We start from the raw sequence: 18,059 nt of genomic DNA, 5'->3' as shown, positions 1-18,059 counted from the left end.
GCACGATCCGTGACTTCATGCCTCGCACCGTAGCCGGGAGCGGCCACAGGAACAGGGTCGGATACACAACCCGCCCGTGCCAGGGCCGTCACGGACCGGTCGGGGGGTCCTTGTAGGCCGCTTCGATCGCGCCGGCATTGATCAGTGCGATCCGCAGCTGTTCATGTTCGGATGTGCCGTCCGCCGTGCTCTGGGCGAAGAGCCGGGCCGCATGCCCCTCAATCTCCCGCTGGTGGAACAGGTCCACTTGGGTGCCGAGCAGCGCTGCGGCAATACGCAGGGCATCAGCGGAGTCGGGGTGCCGGCCTGCGCGTTCAGCGACCTGGTAGGGCGCCTCCAGCGCCGGCTGCAGGGCCACGGTAAGGGCGGTCAACTCCAGCCAGGTGCGGTCGTCGAGACGGTCGGCATAGGCAAACCGCCCCGCCCCGGTGAGAGCAGCGGGCTCCAGCTGCGCATCGAGGGCACTCCGCCACAGCGCCGCGGCGCGTTCGGGCCACGGGCTTGTTTCTTCGCATTGGATCAGGGCTCCGGCGCTGCGGCACAGCACCTCGGACACGGCCTGGGGGCCGCCGTCCTGCGCGGCGAGTTCTGTCAGCAGTACGGTGGCCGGGCCCAGGGCCTCGGAGCCGTTGAGGAACGCCAGGATGATCTTGTCGATGGCGGGGATGCCGTCCGGGCCGGCCGCCGTTTGCAACAGGGCCGTGCGGTCCAGGCGTGCCAGGACGCCGGTGTGCGGGCGCCCGTGCCGCAGCCAGGTCGCGGCCAGTCGCCACGGGGCGTCAAGGGAGTAGAGCCGGTCGGCGTGCTCCTCGGCCCATGCCGCGTCGACATGCGTCAGTTGGCCGAGGCAGAAGCCGATCACCGCCAGGGCCTGGTCGTCGGGCTCGTCCTCCAGCAGCCGGGTCAGTAGCGTGCGGACCGGGTCGGCCAGGGTCTGGCCGGTGCGGTGAGCTTGCTTGACCGCCCGGGCGATCAGCGACAGCAGCCCTGCCCCGCCCGGCTGGTCGATGGCCGTCAGCAGCGGCTGCCGGGTGTCGGCGCGAGGCTGCGTCCAGTCGGTGACCAGGCCCTCCATCCACGCGACGGCACTGGCTTCCTCCCCTGATGCGGTGTCCAGCAGCAGATCGCTCTCCCACGCCCGGTGCAGCAGGTTGCAGATCACCCGCTGCAACTGCTCCGTGCCCGGGCCGTCTTGCCCGGCTGCCGGGCGGGCGGCGAAGGCGGCCAAGGCGATCGGAGCGAGCTCGCCGTCTGCGAGTTTTCCTTCACGGGCGGCCCGGTGCAGGGAGTTGAAGTAGGCGGCCAGCACGGTCGGGGCGCTGGCCGCAGCCGCCGCCACACCGTCCGGGTCGCGGGCCCACAGTGGCGGATCCTGGGCCACGAGGTCACTGATCAGACCGGCGCGAGCACCCTCGGCGTCGACGTCGGTGCGCTTGACGGGCGCGGCGACCAGCTGGCCGACCGCGGCGGCGGGCCCATCCTCTGCCGCCCGGGCAGCGAACACGTCCGCAGACAGCCCGCCGTGGCTCTCGACCCACGACGTGACCTGAAAGCGCGGAACGGGACGCGCCGGTGCGGCCCGCCCCGTCAAAGCGGTGAGCATCTCCAGCAGCGGCCGCCACGGCTCAAGTACCTGCGGGGCCAGGACCGAAGACAGCGCCCAGACGGTGTCCCAGGCATTCGGCAGCGGCTCGGACGCCGTCTCGTAAGCCTCCCTCCAGGCGGAGACCTCCTGAGCGGACGGTGCCTCCCCCAGACTCTGGACCAGCACCTCGTGCAAACCGCCACGGTGCTCGTCCGGGCAGGCGTCCTCGAGCAGGGCAAGGAAGTCCGCGACATCCGCGCGCGGGGATCCAGCAGCCGCCAGCCGACCCGCCAGCGGCAGGGCCTGGTCCCACCAGGTGGCGGACGACTCCGCATCGGCCCGGTCGTCGTCGTAGTTCTCCAGAAGGACGACCGCGCGCAGCCGGTCGGCCGCGGCGCCGGCCGGCAATTTGTTGTCCAGCACCCGCCACCGCTCGGACAGCGGGACGCCCAGCCGTGCGTCCTGCCGGGCCAGGTCGAGCACGGCACGCATCAGTGTGAACAGCACGTCGCGCGGCGGATCAGCGAGGGAAATCTCCCGCAGGTCGTTGACCAGGCTGGTCTGCCACGCATCGACCTCCGCCAGAGGCGCGGCGAGCACAGACGCCAGCACAGACCGGGTGATCACCCCCAACCGGTCCCCAGCCGGGCGCAGTTGTCCCTCCGGGTGGGCCGTCTGCACCAGGGCATGCGCCAGCTGCGCCGCCTCCCAGGACTCGTCGGTGCCGAAGGACGATGTGCGCAGCACCTCTTCGACGACGCGGACCCACTGCCCGCTACGGTCGGACATCGGGACGTCCCGGGCCCAGTAACTGATGCGCAGCAGCACATGGCGGTCCTCGTGCGTCCTTGCAATCTGCTGCAGCAGCGCACACGCCGTCATGCCCGCCTGGGCTACCAGGCTCACCGCCATACCGGTCGCGCCGCCACCACGCGCCTCGATCGCGGCGAGATGCTGCTGCACCCACGCGCACACCTGTGGTGCCTCGGCATCCAGCAGCCGCCGCAGATAGGGCAGGGCCGGCCAGCGAGAAGCCTCCGGCAGCAGCCGGTCCAGCGGCAGCAGGCCAAGCCAGCGCCGGCTCACCGCCGCGCGGAAGAAGTAGCCGCCGGCGCGCGGATCCGACATCGACGCGATCTCAGCGGCATCCTCCGGCGAGGGCTGCTCACTGAGCGCCAGCTGCCGCAACCGTTCGGCACGCTCGGGCAGCCCCAGGAAGAGCTGCTCGAAGGAGGCCACCACCCCCTCGAACCGCTCGCGGGACTCCTCTGGTGTGGCACCCGAACCGTGCAGGACACCAGAAGTGTCCCGATAGAAACGGGTCCAGGAGTTGCGCACGGCCTCCACCTCGGCCAGGCCCATCTCCTGGCGCGTCAGTTCCTGCACCAGGTGCCCGATCTGGCGGATGCGCCGCCCACCCGGATTGGCCTCCTCTGCCCGCAGCGCATCTACCGCGGCAGCGAGCTCGTCCAACAGCCATTCCGAGACCTGGTCGTGGGCGCGCCATGCCTCGACGGTGGACTTGGCGGTATCCGTGACCGCGCCCCTCGCTGCCTCGATGCCCTCGATGTCCCTCGGCGCCAGGTTGAGGATGCTGTCGATCGCTCCCCGGCAGCAGGACTGCGAGACCTCGTACGGTGCGTGCCACCGGCCGGGATCGGACAGGACCGCCGCCGCATCCCGCAGGAGGTTCAACGCCCGCTCACCGTGGGGCCCTTGAGCGGTCAACGCCGTGGACAGTTCAGCAGAGACAGCGAAGCCGGTCTGGCCGGCGTCGCCGCCCGGGGAGTCGTTCGCGACAGTCACCCTGTCACCGTAGCGGCCCTGCGACCACGGCAACGGCCTCGCATCCGGGCGGGCGGAATGGAGCAGCCCTCGGACCCCGCCGAGTGATGTCGTCGCCGGTCACGCCACGCTGAGCGCGGTGGGGTGGGTGTTGATCCACGATAGGCCGCCGAGGTCGAGTTGGTGGCGGGCACGGGTGACGGCGACGTAGGCGAGGCGGGCGTCGGTGTCGTTGACGGGTTCCGGAACGGGGCGGCCTTGGGCGTCGTGTTGGTCGGTGTCCTTGGGCGGGGGAAGTCGTCGCCGATTTTGACGGTGAGCCATTCGCGGCCTTTGGCGGTGTGGGCCGTGGAGACGGTCACGTCGGCCTGCTGTTCGTCGGTGAGCTGGTCGACGGCGGCGAGGATGGCGTCGGGGCCGTGGGTGTCGATGATGTCGGCGAAGGGTTGGACGTCGCGGCCGGCGGGGTCGTGTGCGGCGTAGTCCTGTAGTTCGCCCCAGGAGTTGAAGAGGACGAGTTCGGGGTGTGAGGTGCGGCGGCCGCCTTTGAGGTCGCGGGCGGCGAGAGCCAGTGCGGCCAACTGCTGCTTTCCCCGGGTGAGGGCGACACGGTGGCCGGCCGACAGCAGTCGCATGACTTCGGCCATGGCGCCGATGTTGGTGCGGCACAGCACCGCATCGGGGCAGTCGAGATCGCCGACTTCGGTGGGGATGGTCTCCGTGCCGGTCAGGCGGATGGGGGCGTCGGCCAGAGTGAGCCACCGGTTGGCCTCTTCGGCGATCAGCGGGCCGAAGTGGAAGGAGCGGGTCAGGGTGAGAGCCGTGGCGTCGAAGCCGGTCATCACGTCCTCGCCGTGCCAGCCGTAGATGGCCTGGGCGGAGTCGCCGACCATGACGAGCTGGGCGTGGCTGCGCTGGGCGTTGAAGACCTCCTCAAGGACGGGGTTGGCGTCCTGGGCTTCGTCGAGGAAGAGGAAGTCGGCTTCGAGTCTCGGCTCGGTCAGGGCCCACATTTTCAGGTAGTGGTCGTGTTCGAAGCGGACCGCACCGCGGTCAGGGCTGTGCAGCCGCAGAAGTTCGCTGGGTCGGTCGTTGTGGCGCTGAGAAGCGCGGTGCCCTTAACGGCTCAGGCCCTGACGGCATGCTCTTCGTGATCGGCTGGCACTGTTCAACCTTGCCGAATCGACGGATGAGCCAGCGCCAGCCGGGGTACGGTGTTGTCCAGTCAGGCCCGGGCCATCGTTCGCAGCTATGGCACCAGCCGACCCCATCAACTTCCTTTCCACCGCCCGGGGATGCGCTCGTACCGCGTCAACCAGCGGGTATCCCATTTCCGTGCCCGGCACGCCCGCCGTTCGGGCCGTGCACGGACATGCCATGTGGAGACTTCGCTATGACCGCATTGCCCCGTACAGCCCAGGCCGTCGACTTCCTGTGCGAGCACACCCCCAGCAAGAGCCGCGTGATGGCCCTGCTTGACCACGACCACGGCCCCCGTTCCCTGGCCGCGGTCCTGACCTGCAAGGAACCCGACCACGCGCACGAGGCTGTCGACATCCTGCGCCGTGTCCTGGCCAGGCGCGAGGCCACGTGCGCCGACGACGAACTGCGGGCATTGACCGCCGTCATGCCCGACGCGCCGGCCGGCTCGCTGCGCCAGGCCGTCACCCACGCCGCGACCGGCACCTGGCCGACCGGCCCTGGAGTGCTCTACGAAGTCGTCGAACCCGAAGACCTCGAATCCGACGGTGCGCAGGATGCCGCGCCCGTGCCGTTCGAGCCGTCCAGCCACCCGCGGCTCAAAGACCTGCCGGGGAAGGTCGTGCGGATCGCCCGCCTGTATGAGTTCCATGTCACCGACGAGGACGCCCTGATCCGGGCCGCCACCGATCGCGGATGGGAGCCTTTGCCGGCAACCGACCTGGGAGACGACGACCCGCGTGACCTCGTCGGCGCCGTCATGACGCTCACCGACGATCTGAATGTCCCCGGCGCACAGACCCTGGAGGACCAGAGCGTCGCCGAAGTCCTCAGCCCCGAGGACGGGGACGAACTCGCCGACTGGAACCCGTCCCCGGTGGCGATCCGGTTCCACCACGGATGGCGGCTGCGCTACGAGCGCAGCCGCCCCGCTGCCAAGACGCCGACACCGAACTTCGCGGCGCTGTTCCCAATCCGCGAGTGCGACTGCGCCGGCGAGTCGGAAGACTGCGAGAGCTGCGGATGGCAGCTGACCCCTCGCACTGCTGCCCTGCTGAGCACAGCCCTGTCCGTCCTCGCAGACCAGGCCTTCGACGACGCCGCGCGGCTGGGCGATCAGTACCTGCCGGACACTCACTCCACCGGCTGGGCCGTCTTCGACCGTCTCCCCCCGCTGACCCGGTCCGCTGATCACCGCTGGCGTCGGCGGATGGCCAGGGCCTTCGACGACCTCGCTGACGACCTGAACAAGGGTCGCTGGCCCGAACCCACCTGCACCGCCGAGGAAATAGCCCTCCACCTGGCCATCGAGGACGCCCCCACCTACCTTGAGGACCGGCTCGCGGACGATGAACACCACACCCTGCCCCGGCACGAGGACGACTACAGCTGGGATGGCTGCTCCGACCTCCTCTTCCAAGACCACGACGTATTGATGCTCTTTGACGCCTCCCTTGCCGGGATCGAGGAGCCCGGCAACCCGGCGAACCAGCGCCTGGGAGCGGGGGACCTGCGTGTGGACTCCTGGTTTGAGCCCTTCGACAACGGTGTGGCCCGCAACCCGCAACGAGGCTTTCGCCGATAGCAGACCCGCAGTTTTCTCCGGCCTCCAGCCCGTTTCCAGCCCCGCCGCAGCCGGCCGCACCGGTCCTGTCGCGGTGGCATGCCGCCACCGGTGGCCGCGCGCATGCATCGCTTCCGTGGGTCATCCGGTGGCGTCGTCGCTGTCCCAGTCGATGGTGCGCCGGTATTCGGGGTGGTTTTTGTCCATCTGGATGGCGGCGTGGATGGGCAGGGGGTGGCGGGTGCGGTGTTCCCAGGCCAGGGCGTGGTTGCACAGCCTCGCGGCGGTCAGGGCGTAGGGGAGGGCTTTCGCGTTGTCGGGGTGGTGGATGACAGCGATCTCGGTCGCGGTGAGGTTGAACCAGGTCTCGGCCTGCTGCTCCTTGTCGTCGCACGCCCAGCGCCCCTGCGTGCGGCCTGACTTGGCCGAGGGGGTCTTGCCGTCCATCTGGTGCGGGCGGCGGCTCATGAGGAACGTTGTGGCGGTGGCGTCGAGTTGGAACAGTGCGTTGCTGGTCTTGTCGCCGTCGCTGACGTTGCCGTCCTCGTCGATCTCGTGGAAGAGCGCAGGCAGCGGGATGCTCGGGTCGGCGCTGGAGGTGGTGCGGATGACCGCTTGCGGCCGGTGCTCGGGAGCGAGGGTGGCGCCGGGCAGTGCCGGCCTGCCGTTGGCCAGACCGTCGTTGTCGGGGAGCAGGTCGGCGTTCTTGTTCGCCAGCAGCGGCCAGACGGGCCGGGTGGAGTCTCCTGAGACGTAGAGGACGTAGCCGCACTCGAGGTGCCGGCTCAGCTCGTACAGGGCGTGGTCGATGCGGCGGGGCAGGGTGTCGTCGCCGCGGCTGCCCTCGGGGATGGGGTGGCTGCGCGACAGCGCCTGAGCGCGGGCGTAGTTGAACCAGCCGCCGCTGCCGCCTCGATGGGCGGGCAGGTAGGCCAGCGCCTTCCAGTGCCCGCCGACCGGCACGAACGCGGTGAGGATCCACATGAGCTTGGGTTCCTCGGTGCGGTTGACGTGCCTGTCGCCGAGCTGGGCGCGCATGTGCAGGCCGAGGTGGGCGACGCGGTCCTTGAGGCCGCCTCCGGTGGAGATCGCGCGGGTCAGGCGGGGGTGGACCAGGCCGGCGGAGCGCAGCATGTCGCCGATGGCGTGGTGGCCGGGGAAGTCCGCGGCCAGTTCCATGCCGAGGGCCTCCAGCGGGGATGCGGCCTCGCGCTCCTTCTTCTTCGAGCGCCGCTTTCTGGTTTCGGGGGTGAGGAACTGGGCGAGTACGCCGTGACGGGCCAGATGCCGGGAGACCTCCGGCTTGGCATCCAGTGCGTAGGGGTCGACGGCGCCTTCCTCCTCGCGGCGCGCGGCGCGTCGCCGGCGGCCCCACTCCTTGGCGTCGTACTCGGTCTCGGCCAGGGCCACGACCCCGGTGTCCTCGGCTTCGAGACCGGGCAGGGCGTCAGTGAGCTCACCGCGACGGTCATGGTGCTCGCTGTGGCACAGCAGCTGAGGGGCCCGGTGCAGCAGCACCTCGGTGTGGCAGCCGAGTTGAACGATCTCGTCGTCGGGCATGCCGTCTGCGAGGTCGGGCCGGCCGAAGTGGTAGGCCAGCAGACGCTGCATGCGGGTGCGCATCTCCTGGTGCTGGTACAGGGCCAGGACGCGCAGCTTCGAGCAGCCCGCGGCGGCCATGATGTCCTTGAGATCGGTGTCGTCGAGCAGCGTGGCGTCCCGGCCGTACTCGGTCTTGCGGGGAGCCACCGAGAGGACCTTGGCGACCTGGGTGCCGCTGACGAGGTCCTGGCCGGTGACGGCGGACAAGTGCTCGGCGAGGGCGGTGACGGTGTGCAGGCCGACGCCCTTGCCGAGAGGGAACGATTTTGAGAAGGGGATGAGCGCACGGAAGTCGCCGGGTTCGCCGGACAGATCCATGGCGCTGACGGGCAGGAACTCGGTGTCCTTGGGGCCGCGGGGGAATACCGGCTCGTCCATCAGCCGCACCCACGCGTCGAGAGCCAGACGGCTGGTGTGCTCGAGGTGGGTGTACTTGCCTTTGCCGCCCAGGTTCAGGCAGAGCAGCGGGCGGCTGGGGGAACGAGGCGCCCACCACGCGGTGCGAGCGCTGTTGATCTGATTGCTCAGCCGGGAAACCCGAGGCGTCATGACCACCAGCGGTACAGGAAGCGAGTGCAGCGACTTCATCGCTACCTCCACCCGCAGCGCGGCGTAGTGCCGCCGGATCTTCCACTCCTCCGGCTCCTGGGCCTCCTCGGCATCCCTCTCGAGGCTGTCGTTCTTCTTGTCCTTGGCGGGGCGGGCGTCGAGCCAGTTGTTCGACCACAGGTGCTCGGCGTCCCAGACCATGACGTTGTTCTCGGTGTCCGGGCGCAGCGCGATGGTGCGGCCGTCGACCGCTAGGCCGGTCCCGGCCACCACCGAGGCAAGGTTCCAGCCGGCCGCGTCCCACACCCAGCCGTCCGCGTCCACGGCGTGCGGGCCGAGGCGTACGTGGTCCCACACCGCCACCTCTTCGGGCTCCACCGAGGCGAACAGATCGGCGAGGTCACTGTTGTACGCCAGAGAGATCTCGTCTGCCGGTGTCTGCAGCAGGGCTTGCTCCCACAAGGCCACCGCGGCCCGCAGATGCGCCGGTGACAGCCTCTGGGACAGGGCGAGGAACTGGGGCGGCTTGCTCTTGCTGGTCGGGTTGAGTGTTGCGCTGGTGGCACCGCTGGCGCGCAGCACCATCAGCAGTCCGGCATAGGGCAGGTTGGCCTGCGACCCGGTCTTGCCGCGGTAGACGGCACGCAGCCTCTTCCACTCGTGCTCGATCTTGTCCGGGAAGCGGTACAGCCACACGGTGCCCATCAGCGAACTGGTCAACGGCGCGGCCAGCATGGACATGCGGGTGTCATTCGACGGCATTACTGGGGTCCTTGAGCATCCGGGGTCGGGGCGGGGATGAGAGTGACGGGGTTGGGCAGCAGGTCCTCGCTGTGGGCGAGGTCGAGCCAGGCGGTGAGGGTGGAGCCGTAGACGCGGCGCAGGATGTCCTGCTCGTCCTCATCGAGCTGGCCGTAGTAGGAGCGCAGTAGCCGGGGGAAGTCGCAGCCCAACTGCTGGTTGAAGAAGGCGTGGTCGACCAGGTAGAGCTCGACGGGGGTGCCGCCGCGGCGTGCGCGCCCGGCCAGCTGGATGAGTTCGACGAGGATGCCCGCCAGGATCTCGGTCTTGAGGAACTTCGGCATGCGGGAGAACCGCGGGTCGGTGCGCAGCAGCAGCTCCCGCTGGCGGACGGCGGCGGTGCGCTGGGAGGCGAGCATGCCGGCGGGGTCGGCGCTGACGGTGCCGGAGGCGATGCCGCAGGCGTTGATGCTCGCGTACATGACGGCCGGCTCGTGCAGGTGCGTGAGGGGGCGCACGCCCACCCACACGGAGGCGAGCGCTGAGCGGTCGGTGTGGGGGATGAGGATGTTCAGGCCGCGGGAGACCACCGACAGCGGTGCGCAGATCACCTTCACCCGTGGGTGGGTGGCGGGCAGGTCCTCGAGTTCGTCGATGGTCACCCGCACCACGCCCTCGGGCAGATTCACGGCCTTCCCGGAGGGGGTCTGGTTGCTGCTGACGAGGACGGCGACCCATTCGGGGCGGCCGCACGCGGCCGCGATCCCGGCGGCCATCACCGCCGCGTGGAAGTAGGAGTTCCCGGCCAGCAGGGCCAGCTCCCGCGGCGGGTCGTTGCGGGCGATCTTCTCCAGGTGTGACGACATCTGGGTGTGCCACAGCCGTTCGGCCAGCTTGCGCAGCTCGGAGGGTTTGCGTTTTTCCTCCACGCCGCCGATCGAGATGGGCTGCCAGCCGAGATCGGTGGACGACACGCTCCCGGCGTGGGCGGTGACCGCGCCGGGAGCGGCGTCGGTCATCACGTAGGCGGGCAGGGTGTGCACGTGCTGCAGGGCGGCCTTGGGGAAGAACGCGGTGGCGGACAGGCCCAGGACGCTGCGCCGTACTCCGGCGGTGGCCAGCGCGACGGTGTCGCCGAGGCGGACGGTGGAGGTGTGCGGGTCGCTGCCCAGGGACTGCAGCGAGAGGCGGCCGGTGCCGCTGGCGTTCTTGTCGAGCTTGAATCCGTACAGGTTCTGTCCGAGCGGCCCGTAGGGGATCGGCTCGTCGCGAGGGAGCAGCCCCATGGTGGAGACCAGGTCGGTGGCCGCGTTCAGCTGCCCGAGCAGCGGCAGGATCGACCACTTCAGTGTGTGGAGCTCGTTGTGGAGCGCACCGAGCCAGGCCCGCACGAGGAGATCGTTGACCACAGCGGCGCGTTTGGAGGCGGGCACGTTGAACGGCGCGTCGGCCAGGATGCGGGCGATGGAGTCCTTGAAGACCGCGAGCTTTCTGCTGCGGCGGGTGCCTTTAACCTTGCCAGCCAGGGCCTGGCGGATCTGATCGGCGAGCGGCTGCCAGCCCGCCAGCAGCTCGGCACCGGACCGTTCGCCCGGGAAGAGGGCCAGGTAGGCCTGGTGCACCGCTTCGGTGATCTCAGCGTCCGCAGAGGCGCCGGTTAGGAAACGGCACAGCTCGGCATCCTTCTTGCCCACCATGTACCAGCCGGAGCCCGGGCGATTGTGGCGCTCTTGCTCGGAGTCCAGGTAGAGGTGCCCGGTAAGGACGTTGTCCAGGAAGGTTTCGCTGAGCCGGCGCGCCTCCATCAACGGGCCGGTCACCAGCAGGTTCTCCAGCGCCGACAGGCCGCCTCGGTGCCGGTCGACCTCTTCCAGCCGCCCGGCGTGGCCCCGGCCGCGGCTGATGAGGGTGAACTCCTGCGCGCCCTGCGTGCACCAGGTCGACTGGAAGGCGTCGACCTCGTCGATGATGACGACGCGGCAGCGCCGCAGCACGAACTCCAGCACGCTCATGTCATGGACGGTCCGCTCGCCGTCCACCTCGACGGGCACCTTGCAGCGTCCACGGATCAGGTTGTGGTGGTTGGTGACGATGATGTCGGCATCGGCGGCCTGCCGGATGTGCTCGAAGCGCCGACAGACGCCCATGCGCGGGCACAGGTGCTTGCCGGCGTGCTCCGGCTCGACGGGACCATCGACCCACTCCAACTGGGCGCAGGGAAGCCTGGTGCGGTCCAGCCGTGGGCCGTCCACCTGCCAGCCGGTCATCTCGCAGCCGCCGGCGAATTGCTCGAAGCGGTCCTCGCGGCCCTGGGCGAAGGCGAGCGCTGCCTGGTCGTCGTGGCGTGAGGACGCCACCCACGACACCACCCGCAGCGGCTTGCCGGCCCGCTCGGCAGCGTCCCGTACAGCGGTGGCCGTCTCCTCGACCAGCCCATGGTCTGCGGCCAACTGTTCGGCGGTCCCCAGGCCTTCACGGATGCGGCCCACCACGATGAGGACCGGGCCCTGGCCGCTGGCGGCCAGTAGGTGCGCCGCATCCCGCATCAGCACGCTCTTGCCCACTCCGGTGGGCGCATTCAGCAGCGTCATCGGCCCCGCGGGCAGCCGCAACTCTGCCGCCGTGCGCCCGTACGCGTCGGTGAGCCGGTCGAAGAACCCCTGAAGCAGACCGGGTTTCCACCCGAACTTCTCCGGCAGGGCAGTTGCCTGGCCCACCACGCGGTCCATCACCGCTTCCCGCGGCAGCCTCACCTCCTCAAGGAACGGCTCGGTGCGCAACCGGACCGGGGCCACGAAGGCGTCCTTCTCGCTGGCAGGAATCTCCACCGTGTACAGACGGTCCCGCCCGAAGGTCCACAGGCCCTCGCCGGCCGTCGGCAGTGCCCTCTGGAGCATGGCCCGGTACTCCTCGGCCTCCTGGACGAGATGCTCGGCCAGGACGAGGGGCTCTTGCGCGTGGCAGGCCACCAACCAGTGGGTCTCGTCTGCGTTCGACTCCCCCGGAATCCGGAACAGCGCAGTGGGAGCCACCGCGTATTCCAGGGCCGCCTCGCGGAACGTGTCCGGCTGGGCCAGGTCCCCCTCCTGCTTGAGCGCCTGCCACAGCCGGCCCACCAGCTCGTACTTGGCGCGCGGCAGCGACAGCCACCGTCCCCATGCATCGGTGCGCCGGGCGGCGAACATCTGCGCGAAGTCCAGCGGCACACCGCGACGGCCATCGACGGTCCCGAATGCGAAGTACTGCTCGGACAGGGCGAGATACGCCGCAATGGCGCAACGCTGCAACGCCTCACGGACATCGCCGCTCTTCACGACTTACCCCGGCACCAGCGAAGAACCTTGGCGACGAAGTCCTTGTCGGTCATCACTTCAAGGTCCGGCCGCCCGGCAAGGCGCGCCTGCAGCAGCGGAAGGTCGGACCGCTGCCGGTAGGGGACCACGATCGTCAGCGGCACCGCTGCGCCCAGCACGGGACGCTCCAGCAGGGCATCGGCCAGGGCCCCGAAGGACCGCCACGCCTTCGCATCCACCCGCCACTGCCTGGCCACCAGCGGCTCGGCGGCCGTGATGCGCAGGTCGTAGCGGTCACCGTCCGGGTACATGAGGACGTCGAGACCGGCGATCCCTGCCAGCGCATCCCGGATCGCGAATTCCATGCGCCCCGGCAGGGTCACATACCGCCACACCGTCCGGGAGACCGCCAAGTAGTCGCCAGCAGCGGGGAAGCCCTCCACGCGACGGGCTGAGCCACCGCCGCCCTCCAGGACCGGAGGGCCACTGCCGCCCCGCACCTGGCGGTAGGTGTACTGCACCCCCTCCAGCAGATGGGCGTCGCACGCCACGGCGAAGACCCCCTGCCCGGCGGGCTGCGCGCGCATCGGCCAGGCACAGACAGGACACGGGAAGCACCAGCCCGCCGCGTTGCACCACGGCCAGGACGAGACCGGCTCGAAGAACCCGAATCGCCCCCACAGCCCGTCCCACTTCTCCCAGAGCACGCCCTGCTCCGCCACCGGATCACTCGCCAGCAGTTCGCGCACCTTCGCGTAATCGTCCGGCGGAAGGCGCCGGATCTCCGCGTACAGCTGCTGCTCCTCCTGCTCGGCACGCAAGCGCGCCCAGGGCCAGTACTCCATCAACGCCTGTTGAGGCACGAGGTGTTCGCGGCCCAGGTCCTCCACTGCGTCACACAGCAGACCATCCTGGTCCAGCAGCTTCACCTCGCCGAGCGGGTCACCGTCCTCGCAGCAGGCGGGCAGGAGAGGCGCGAGCCCGTGGCGCAAGCCGCGCCGCAGCGCGCGCATATCCACGGCGGCGGCTGCGCCGGCGCCGTGTGCCGAGCGCAGAACTCCCAGACAGTCGATGAGGCGAGCTGCTCGCTGGTCCGGATCGCCTGTGCGGTCCGCTTCCGCGACGGCGGCGGCGCAGCACGCGGTCAGCGCCAGGTCACGGCGCCATCGGAGGGTGTTCCGTTCTACGAGACCCATAACAGTTAAATAAGCGAAAAAAAGAACAAACCTCGCATACAGTGCCGATGGTGATCGCCAAGACCGCCCCATCGGCCCAGCAGGACGCCCCCTCACGCGAGACCACCGAGCACTGGCTATGGGCCGCCGCCCCGGACACCTCCCTGACCGAGGACGACCACCCCTGGAGCGGCAAGTGGCTCTGGTTCACCCCGCTCAGCCTCCTTGACCGCTCCTGGGCCACGATCCGCACCGCAACCGAAGACGGCCTTCTCGGCTACCGCAGCAAGGCGGCCACGCTCCTCAACACCCGCACAAAGAGCGACGACACCCGCCGCCCCATCTGCGTCTATACCCGAGACTGGCGCAACATCGACGACGTCCAACGCGTCCTGACCAACCTGCGGGCCCTCGGCATCGTCGACGTCCTGCTCTACAAGACCGACAGCGACACCCGCAAAGGCCGCTACGGCACCGGCGCCAGCACCTTCGTAGCGCTTGCCACCAAGATGAAACTGGTCATCCCCAAACGCACCCGTGAAGCGCTCGAGCACCAGCACGCTGCACGAGCCCAGGCCCGCAGGACTGCCGCGGCGCGCAGAAGGGTTCCAGTGCCGAAGTGCACCTGAGCAGGCGGCCTGTGCTTCCGTGTTGAGAGAACAGGCGTCGCGCCAGGGGCCGGCCACACAGCGGGCGAAGCCTCCGACATCACCTGCATCAGCGCTGCCGTTTCCCTGGTGCGCAGGGCGGGTGCTTCGGTACACGCAGCTCAAGGGACGAGGACGCCGGCGGGCAGGGACAGGTCGAGCCGGGGCAGGCGTCCGGCGTGCGCGCGCAGATGCCGGGCTTCGGCGACCATGACGGGGGCGAACATGCCGTCCTCGGGCGGGTGGGGTGCCAGACGGTGGTGGGCGCGGGCGGCGGCCAGCAGCGGGCGTGCCCAGGCAGGGATGGCGTGCAGAGGGCAGTACCGATGGCCGACTCCGTGGAGCTTGATGGCGGAGATGTCGCTGGTGATGTCGAGGTCGCGGGTGAAGCGCAGGCTGCCCGGGCCGGCCCGGATGAAGGCCAGCACGCTCAGGGCTCCGGCGATGAGCGGGTGTGCGAGAGCGGCCAGAGCGGCGGCCTCCGCGGACGCGATCACGAGGGCAGGGGCGGCCTGGACCAGCCGCGCTGTTGCCATCGCGCCGGTGCAAGGGTGAGCCGGCCGCCCGGGCCTCAGCGACGCCGCCCGCGTCTCCTGCGGCTGCCGGGCGGGTGACTGCCCCGCAGCCACCGCGGTTGGCCCTGCCATCGGTGCAGCGGTAGGGAAGAACGGGCGTGCGGGTATCGGTCCCGGCTCGGCGAGGAGCGCCTCGAACTTCTCCCGGCCGCTGATCCGGCGCTCCACGCGGGCCAGCGCCGGCGGCAGTGCGCGCGGCGGCTTTTGCCACAGCAGGGTCAGTTGAGCCCCCGTTGACTTGCGCCAGGCGAGCAGTTGGTCGATGCGCCGGATGGTCAGCAGATGGGCCCGGGGGACCACAACGTGCCGCACCCCGGTCGCGACACCCCAGGCCGCCGCGGCGAGCCAGGCCGCGTTCACCGAGTCCAGCCACACGTCAGGGGAGTTGGGGCCGGGGGCCAGCCGCTTGCCCAGCGCATACAGCATGTCGTGCGCCAGCGCGGCCGGGCTGCCGCTGGCCGGCGTCGGCTGCACGGTGATGCGGCCTTCCTCGGGCCGGTGGGCCTGCAGCGCCGCCTGGGTGTAGAACAGGTCGTCCCGTTCGTCCACCACGATGGTCACGTCGCCGTAGACCAGTGTCATCGCCTCCCTTCCGGCCGCGCCACCGCACAGACTGGTCCCGGATGCGGAGACACCAGCGCGGGTCTGTACGGCGTGCGAGGTTGTCGGCGGCGGCCCGTGCTTCCCGGGCCGCCGCCAGGTGCGGCCGCTGCTACATGCCGCCGAGCTTGCTGTACACCCAGTTGACGAGATCCTGGCTGACCTCGGTCAGGCCTTTCTTCTTCATGCCGTTGAGCGTGTGCTTGGTGATGGTGGCCCAGTTGCGGAAGTTGCCGTGGGCCGCGGCCCGGTCGATGTTGCGGATCATCTGCGGGGCAACCTTGGCCCACAGGGAGTGGAACGCCGGCAGCGTGGCGACGACTTCGGCCTCGGGCATGCGCGTGAACTTCTGCCAGATGAAGATCCGTGACGCCAGCATCGGTTCACGCTTGAGGACCTTGTAGCAGTTGTCGCCTCCGGCGAAGATCACCGCGATGTCGGTGTTGCGGTCGTCCCACAGGTGGCGCCAGTACTCGAACGAGCTGCGGCCCATCCACTGGGCCTCGTCGCACACCAGCACGCGGAACGTCTGCGACAGCGTCTCCTTCAGGAGGGTGTCGAATTCGATCGGCCGGGTCGGCGGTTCCCCGGGCAGCCCCAGGGCGTGGAACAGTCCGTGGCGGATGTCGCGGGGGGTCGGGCCCGAGCGCAGCTCCAGGCGGTAAGTGTTGTCGGGGGCGATCTTGCGCAATGCCGAGTTCACCGACATCGTCTTGCCGTATCCGGCCGCTCCGTAGGCGACCATCATAGCCTTGGCGTCGATCGTCGCCTGGACGTCGTCCAGTGTCGTCATGAGCGTGTCGGTGGCCACCAGATGCGCATCGAGGCGGTGGAAGTGGTCCTCGTCCTCTGCGGGCAGCCTGCCGTAGTCCATGTCGCCGCTCACGCGTTCTCCTCGGGGGTGTCGTTTTCCGGCCCGTCCGCGGCCGGTGGGACCGGGCGTGCCCAGCCATCCGGGACGGGCTGGTGCGGGATGTAGCCGGGATCGGCCCGCCGCAGGTCCGTGGCGTCCGATTCGGCAAGTTCTGCCTCGGCCTCCGCCTCGGTCAGCGCACCCAGGCGCTCGGGCGGGGTGGCGGTGGTGACGGCCTCGAAGCGCTCGCGGCGCAGCCGTGCAGCGGCCTTCATGTCCGCGCGAAGCCGCCGCGCCTTGGCGGTGCGGGCTTTGCGGACCTTGTTGAGCTGCTCCTCGCTGGCCGCCTCGGCCAGTACGGCGCTGCCCAGGTGTGCGCCGTCCAGGCCGAAGACCTCGATGGTCATGTCGTGGTGGGGCAGGTGGCGCACCGCGACACGGACGCCGACCTGGCCGACCATCCAGGGGGCGATGTAGTGGCGGTTGCGCCACCGGACGCCCTGTGTGGTGATGGTGCGGGTGCGTCCGTCGTCCTGGAGCCCGAAATGGGCCAGCTGTTCGGCGGCAACGTCGTGCAGGGGAGTGGGGTCGCACGACCACGCCTGCATTGGGGTGCGGCCGCCCAGAGCCCTGGGCTGGTGCTCGGTGTTCCACCAGTGCACCCACTTCAGCAGCAGCTCCACGAACGCCTCGAAGGAGAGCGCGGGTTCGTCCGGATCCGCGGTGCGGCCGCCGGTGAGCGTTTGCCGGTGCACGTAGCGCGGCATGGAGACGAACAGCATGTCCTCGACCGCACCATTGAGCGCCTCGATGGTGCCCTTCAGATGGGGGCTATAGGCCGGGAGATCGACGACGGGCACGGCGAAGGCCCCCAGGGCCGAGGCCACGGTGGCACACAGGAACTCTTTGCCGCGGTCCACCCTGATCAGGCCCGGCAGGCCGCCGGCCGGCCCGAAGGGCTCGGCTCGGTCCAGGGCCATCCGCAGGGCCGCCAGCACCGCATCCGCGCTGGGTGAGTGGGGCGTCACGGCCACCCCTGTGATGACTTTGGTGTGGCAGTCGATGAACCAGGTCACCCAGGGCTGCACGAGCTGGTCCTCGAGCAACACCCCCACAGGCGCACACTTGTGGTCGCCCTCCCAGGCAGCATTGCGGTGCGTGGCAGGGCGCTGCCCGAACACATCGAAGGCCCGCCGGGCGGCCTCCCCCCTTGCGAGCCCGGCCCGCTCCCCGGGCGTCAGGTCCCGCCGCAGCGCCCGGTGAATCGTCGACAGCGACGGGGCCGCAGGCAGCCGAGGATCGGCCAGAGCCCGCTGCTTCAGCTCACGGTGCACGGCGGAGGCGTTGCCTCCCCACACCACCAGCAGCCGCCGCAGCTCCGGGGTGACGCTGAACCGTGTCCGGGACGCGGCACCGACGCGGCCGGTGGCGCGCGCCTTGGCGACCCACCGCCACACCGCCCGCTCCGAGCGGCCCACGGCTGTGGCGACCAGCCGCACGTGCGCACTGGTCAACTCGCCGCTCCGGTCGAGCGACAGCAGCCGCGGCAGCGCGGCCAGCCGTCCCGAGCGGGCGGTGAAAACCGTTGTGCTGGCACCCTGCGTGCTGGCAGAAGAGTCACTCATGCGGTCTGCTCCTTACAGGGATACGAAGCATGGAAGGGGCACAAGTGCCCTGCCTCTGTGGGGTATTGGCGGCCGTTCGGAAAGGACGGCGCGGGCGGTCCGCGGTGGCGCCGTCAGAGCCGTGACGCGCCGTCATGCCAGAGAGGGCGGGCACGGCGGAGCCGTGAGCCCGCGCCGGGTGCGGGCGTCAGTAACTTCGCTGGGAAGAGGCGTGTCCGCCGACGGCCCGACTGCCCCCTAGGAGCACCCCTGCGTCCGGATACCG

At 70.1% G+C, this 18,059-nt stretch carries 9 protein-coding genes and 1 pseudogene; 2 read left to right on the top strand and 8 right to left on the bottom strand.

Annotation, left to right across the window (positions count from 1 at the left end; all coding sequences use genetic code 11):
• Positions 1–88: 88 nt before the first annotated feature.
• Positions 89–3,391, bottom strand: coding sequence for a hypothetical protein (locus V4Y04_RS37355; protein WP_332433192.1), 3,303 nt, complete (start codon positions 3,389–3,391; stop codon positions 89–91).
• Positions 3,392–3,490: 99 nt separating this feature from the next.
• A pseudogene (locus tag V4Y04_RS37350) lies at positions 3,491–4,437 on the bottom strand (UvrD-helicase domain-containing protein); the annotation flags it as partial.
• Between the two features lie 326 nt (positions 4,438–4,763).
• Here V4Y04_RS37350 and V4Y04_RS37345 point away from each other — a divergent pair.
• Positions 4,764–6,155: a hypothetical protein gene (locus V4Y04_RS37345; RefSeq protein WP_332433191.1), complete on the top strand. Its 1,392-nt coding sequence runs from the start codon at positions 4,764–4,766 to the stop codon at positions 6,153–6,155.
• A 120-nt stretch (positions 6,156–6,275) separates the two neighbouring features.
• Here the strand turns inward: V4Y04_RS37345 and V4Y04_RS37340 are convergent, their stop codons facing one another.
• From V4Y04_RS37340 to V4Y04_RS37330, 3 genes are read right to left on the bottom strand one after another with little or no spacing between them, the layout of a single operon-like run.
• On the bottom strand, positions 6,276–9,047 hold the full coding sequence (locus V4Y04_RS37340; RefSeq protein WP_332433190.1) for an RNaseH domain-containing protein: 2,772 nt from the start codon (positions 9,045–9,047) through the stop codon (positions 6,276–6,278).
• On the bottom strand, positions 9,047–12,340 hold the full coding sequence (locus V4Y04_RS37335; protein ID WP_332433189.1) for a hypothetical protein: 3,294 nt from the start codon (positions 12,338–12,340) through the stop codon (positions 9,047–9,049). The genes V4Y04_RS37340 and V4Y04_RS37335 overlap by 1 nt, the downstream gene beginning before the upstream one ends.
• Positions 12,337–13,515: a restriction endonuclease-related protein gene (locus V4Y04_RS37330; protein WP_332433188.1), complete on the bottom strand. Its 1,179-nt coding sequence runs from the start codon at positions 13,513–13,515 to the stop codon at positions 12,337–12,339. Before V4Y04_RS37330 ends, V4Y04_RS37335 begins: the two co-directional genes overlap by 4 nt.
• A 50-nt stretch (positions 13,516–13,565) precedes the next feature.
• On the opposite strand from V4Y04_RS37330, the gene V4Y04_RS37325 reads away from it, so the two are divergent.
• On the top strand, positions 13,566–14,123 hold the full coding sequence (locus V4Y04_RS37325) for a putative phosphothreonine lyase domain-containing protein (protein ID WP_332433187.1): 558 nt from the start codon (positions 13,566–13,568) through the stop codon (positions 14,121–14,123).
• 140 nt (positions 14,124–14,263) lie between these two features.
• Here the strand turns inward: V4Y04_RS37325 and V4Y04_RS37320 are convergent, their stop codons facing one another.
• The 3 genes from V4Y04_RS37320 to V4Y04_RS37310 form a co-directional block, all read right to left on the bottom strand.
• Positions 14,264–15,298, bottom strand: coding sequence for a hypothetical protein (locus V4Y04_RS37320; RefSeq protein WP_332433186.1), 1,035 nt, complete (start codon positions 15,296–15,298; stop codon positions 14,264–14,266).
• Positions 15,299–15,428: 130 nt separating this feature from the next.
• Positions 15,429–16,202 carry an ATP-binding protein gene (locus V4Y04_RS37315; protein WP_332433185.1) on the bottom strand — a complete coding sequence of 258 codons (774 nt, stop codon included), beginning with the start codon at positions 16,200–16,202 and terminating at the stop codon, positions 15,429–15,431.
• Positions 16,199–17,794 carry a Mu transposase C-terminal domain-containing protein gene (locus V4Y04_RS37310; protein WP_332433184.1) on the bottom strand — a complete coding sequence of 532 codons (1,596 nt, stop codon included), beginning with the start codon at positions 17,792–17,794 and terminating at the stop codon, positions 16,199–16,201. Before V4Y04_RS37310 ends, V4Y04_RS37315 begins: the two co-directional genes overlap by 4 nt.
• Positions 17,795–18,059 lie beyond the last annotated feature (265 nt).

This window comes from Streptomyces sp. P9-A2 (assembly GCF_036634175.1).
Lineage (GTDB): Bacteria > Actinomycetota > Actinomycetes > Streptomycetales > Streptomycetaceae > Streptomyces > Streptomyces pratens.
Note: the sequence above shows the minus strand (reverse complement) of the source record. Positions and strands in the feature narration are given on the sequence as shown.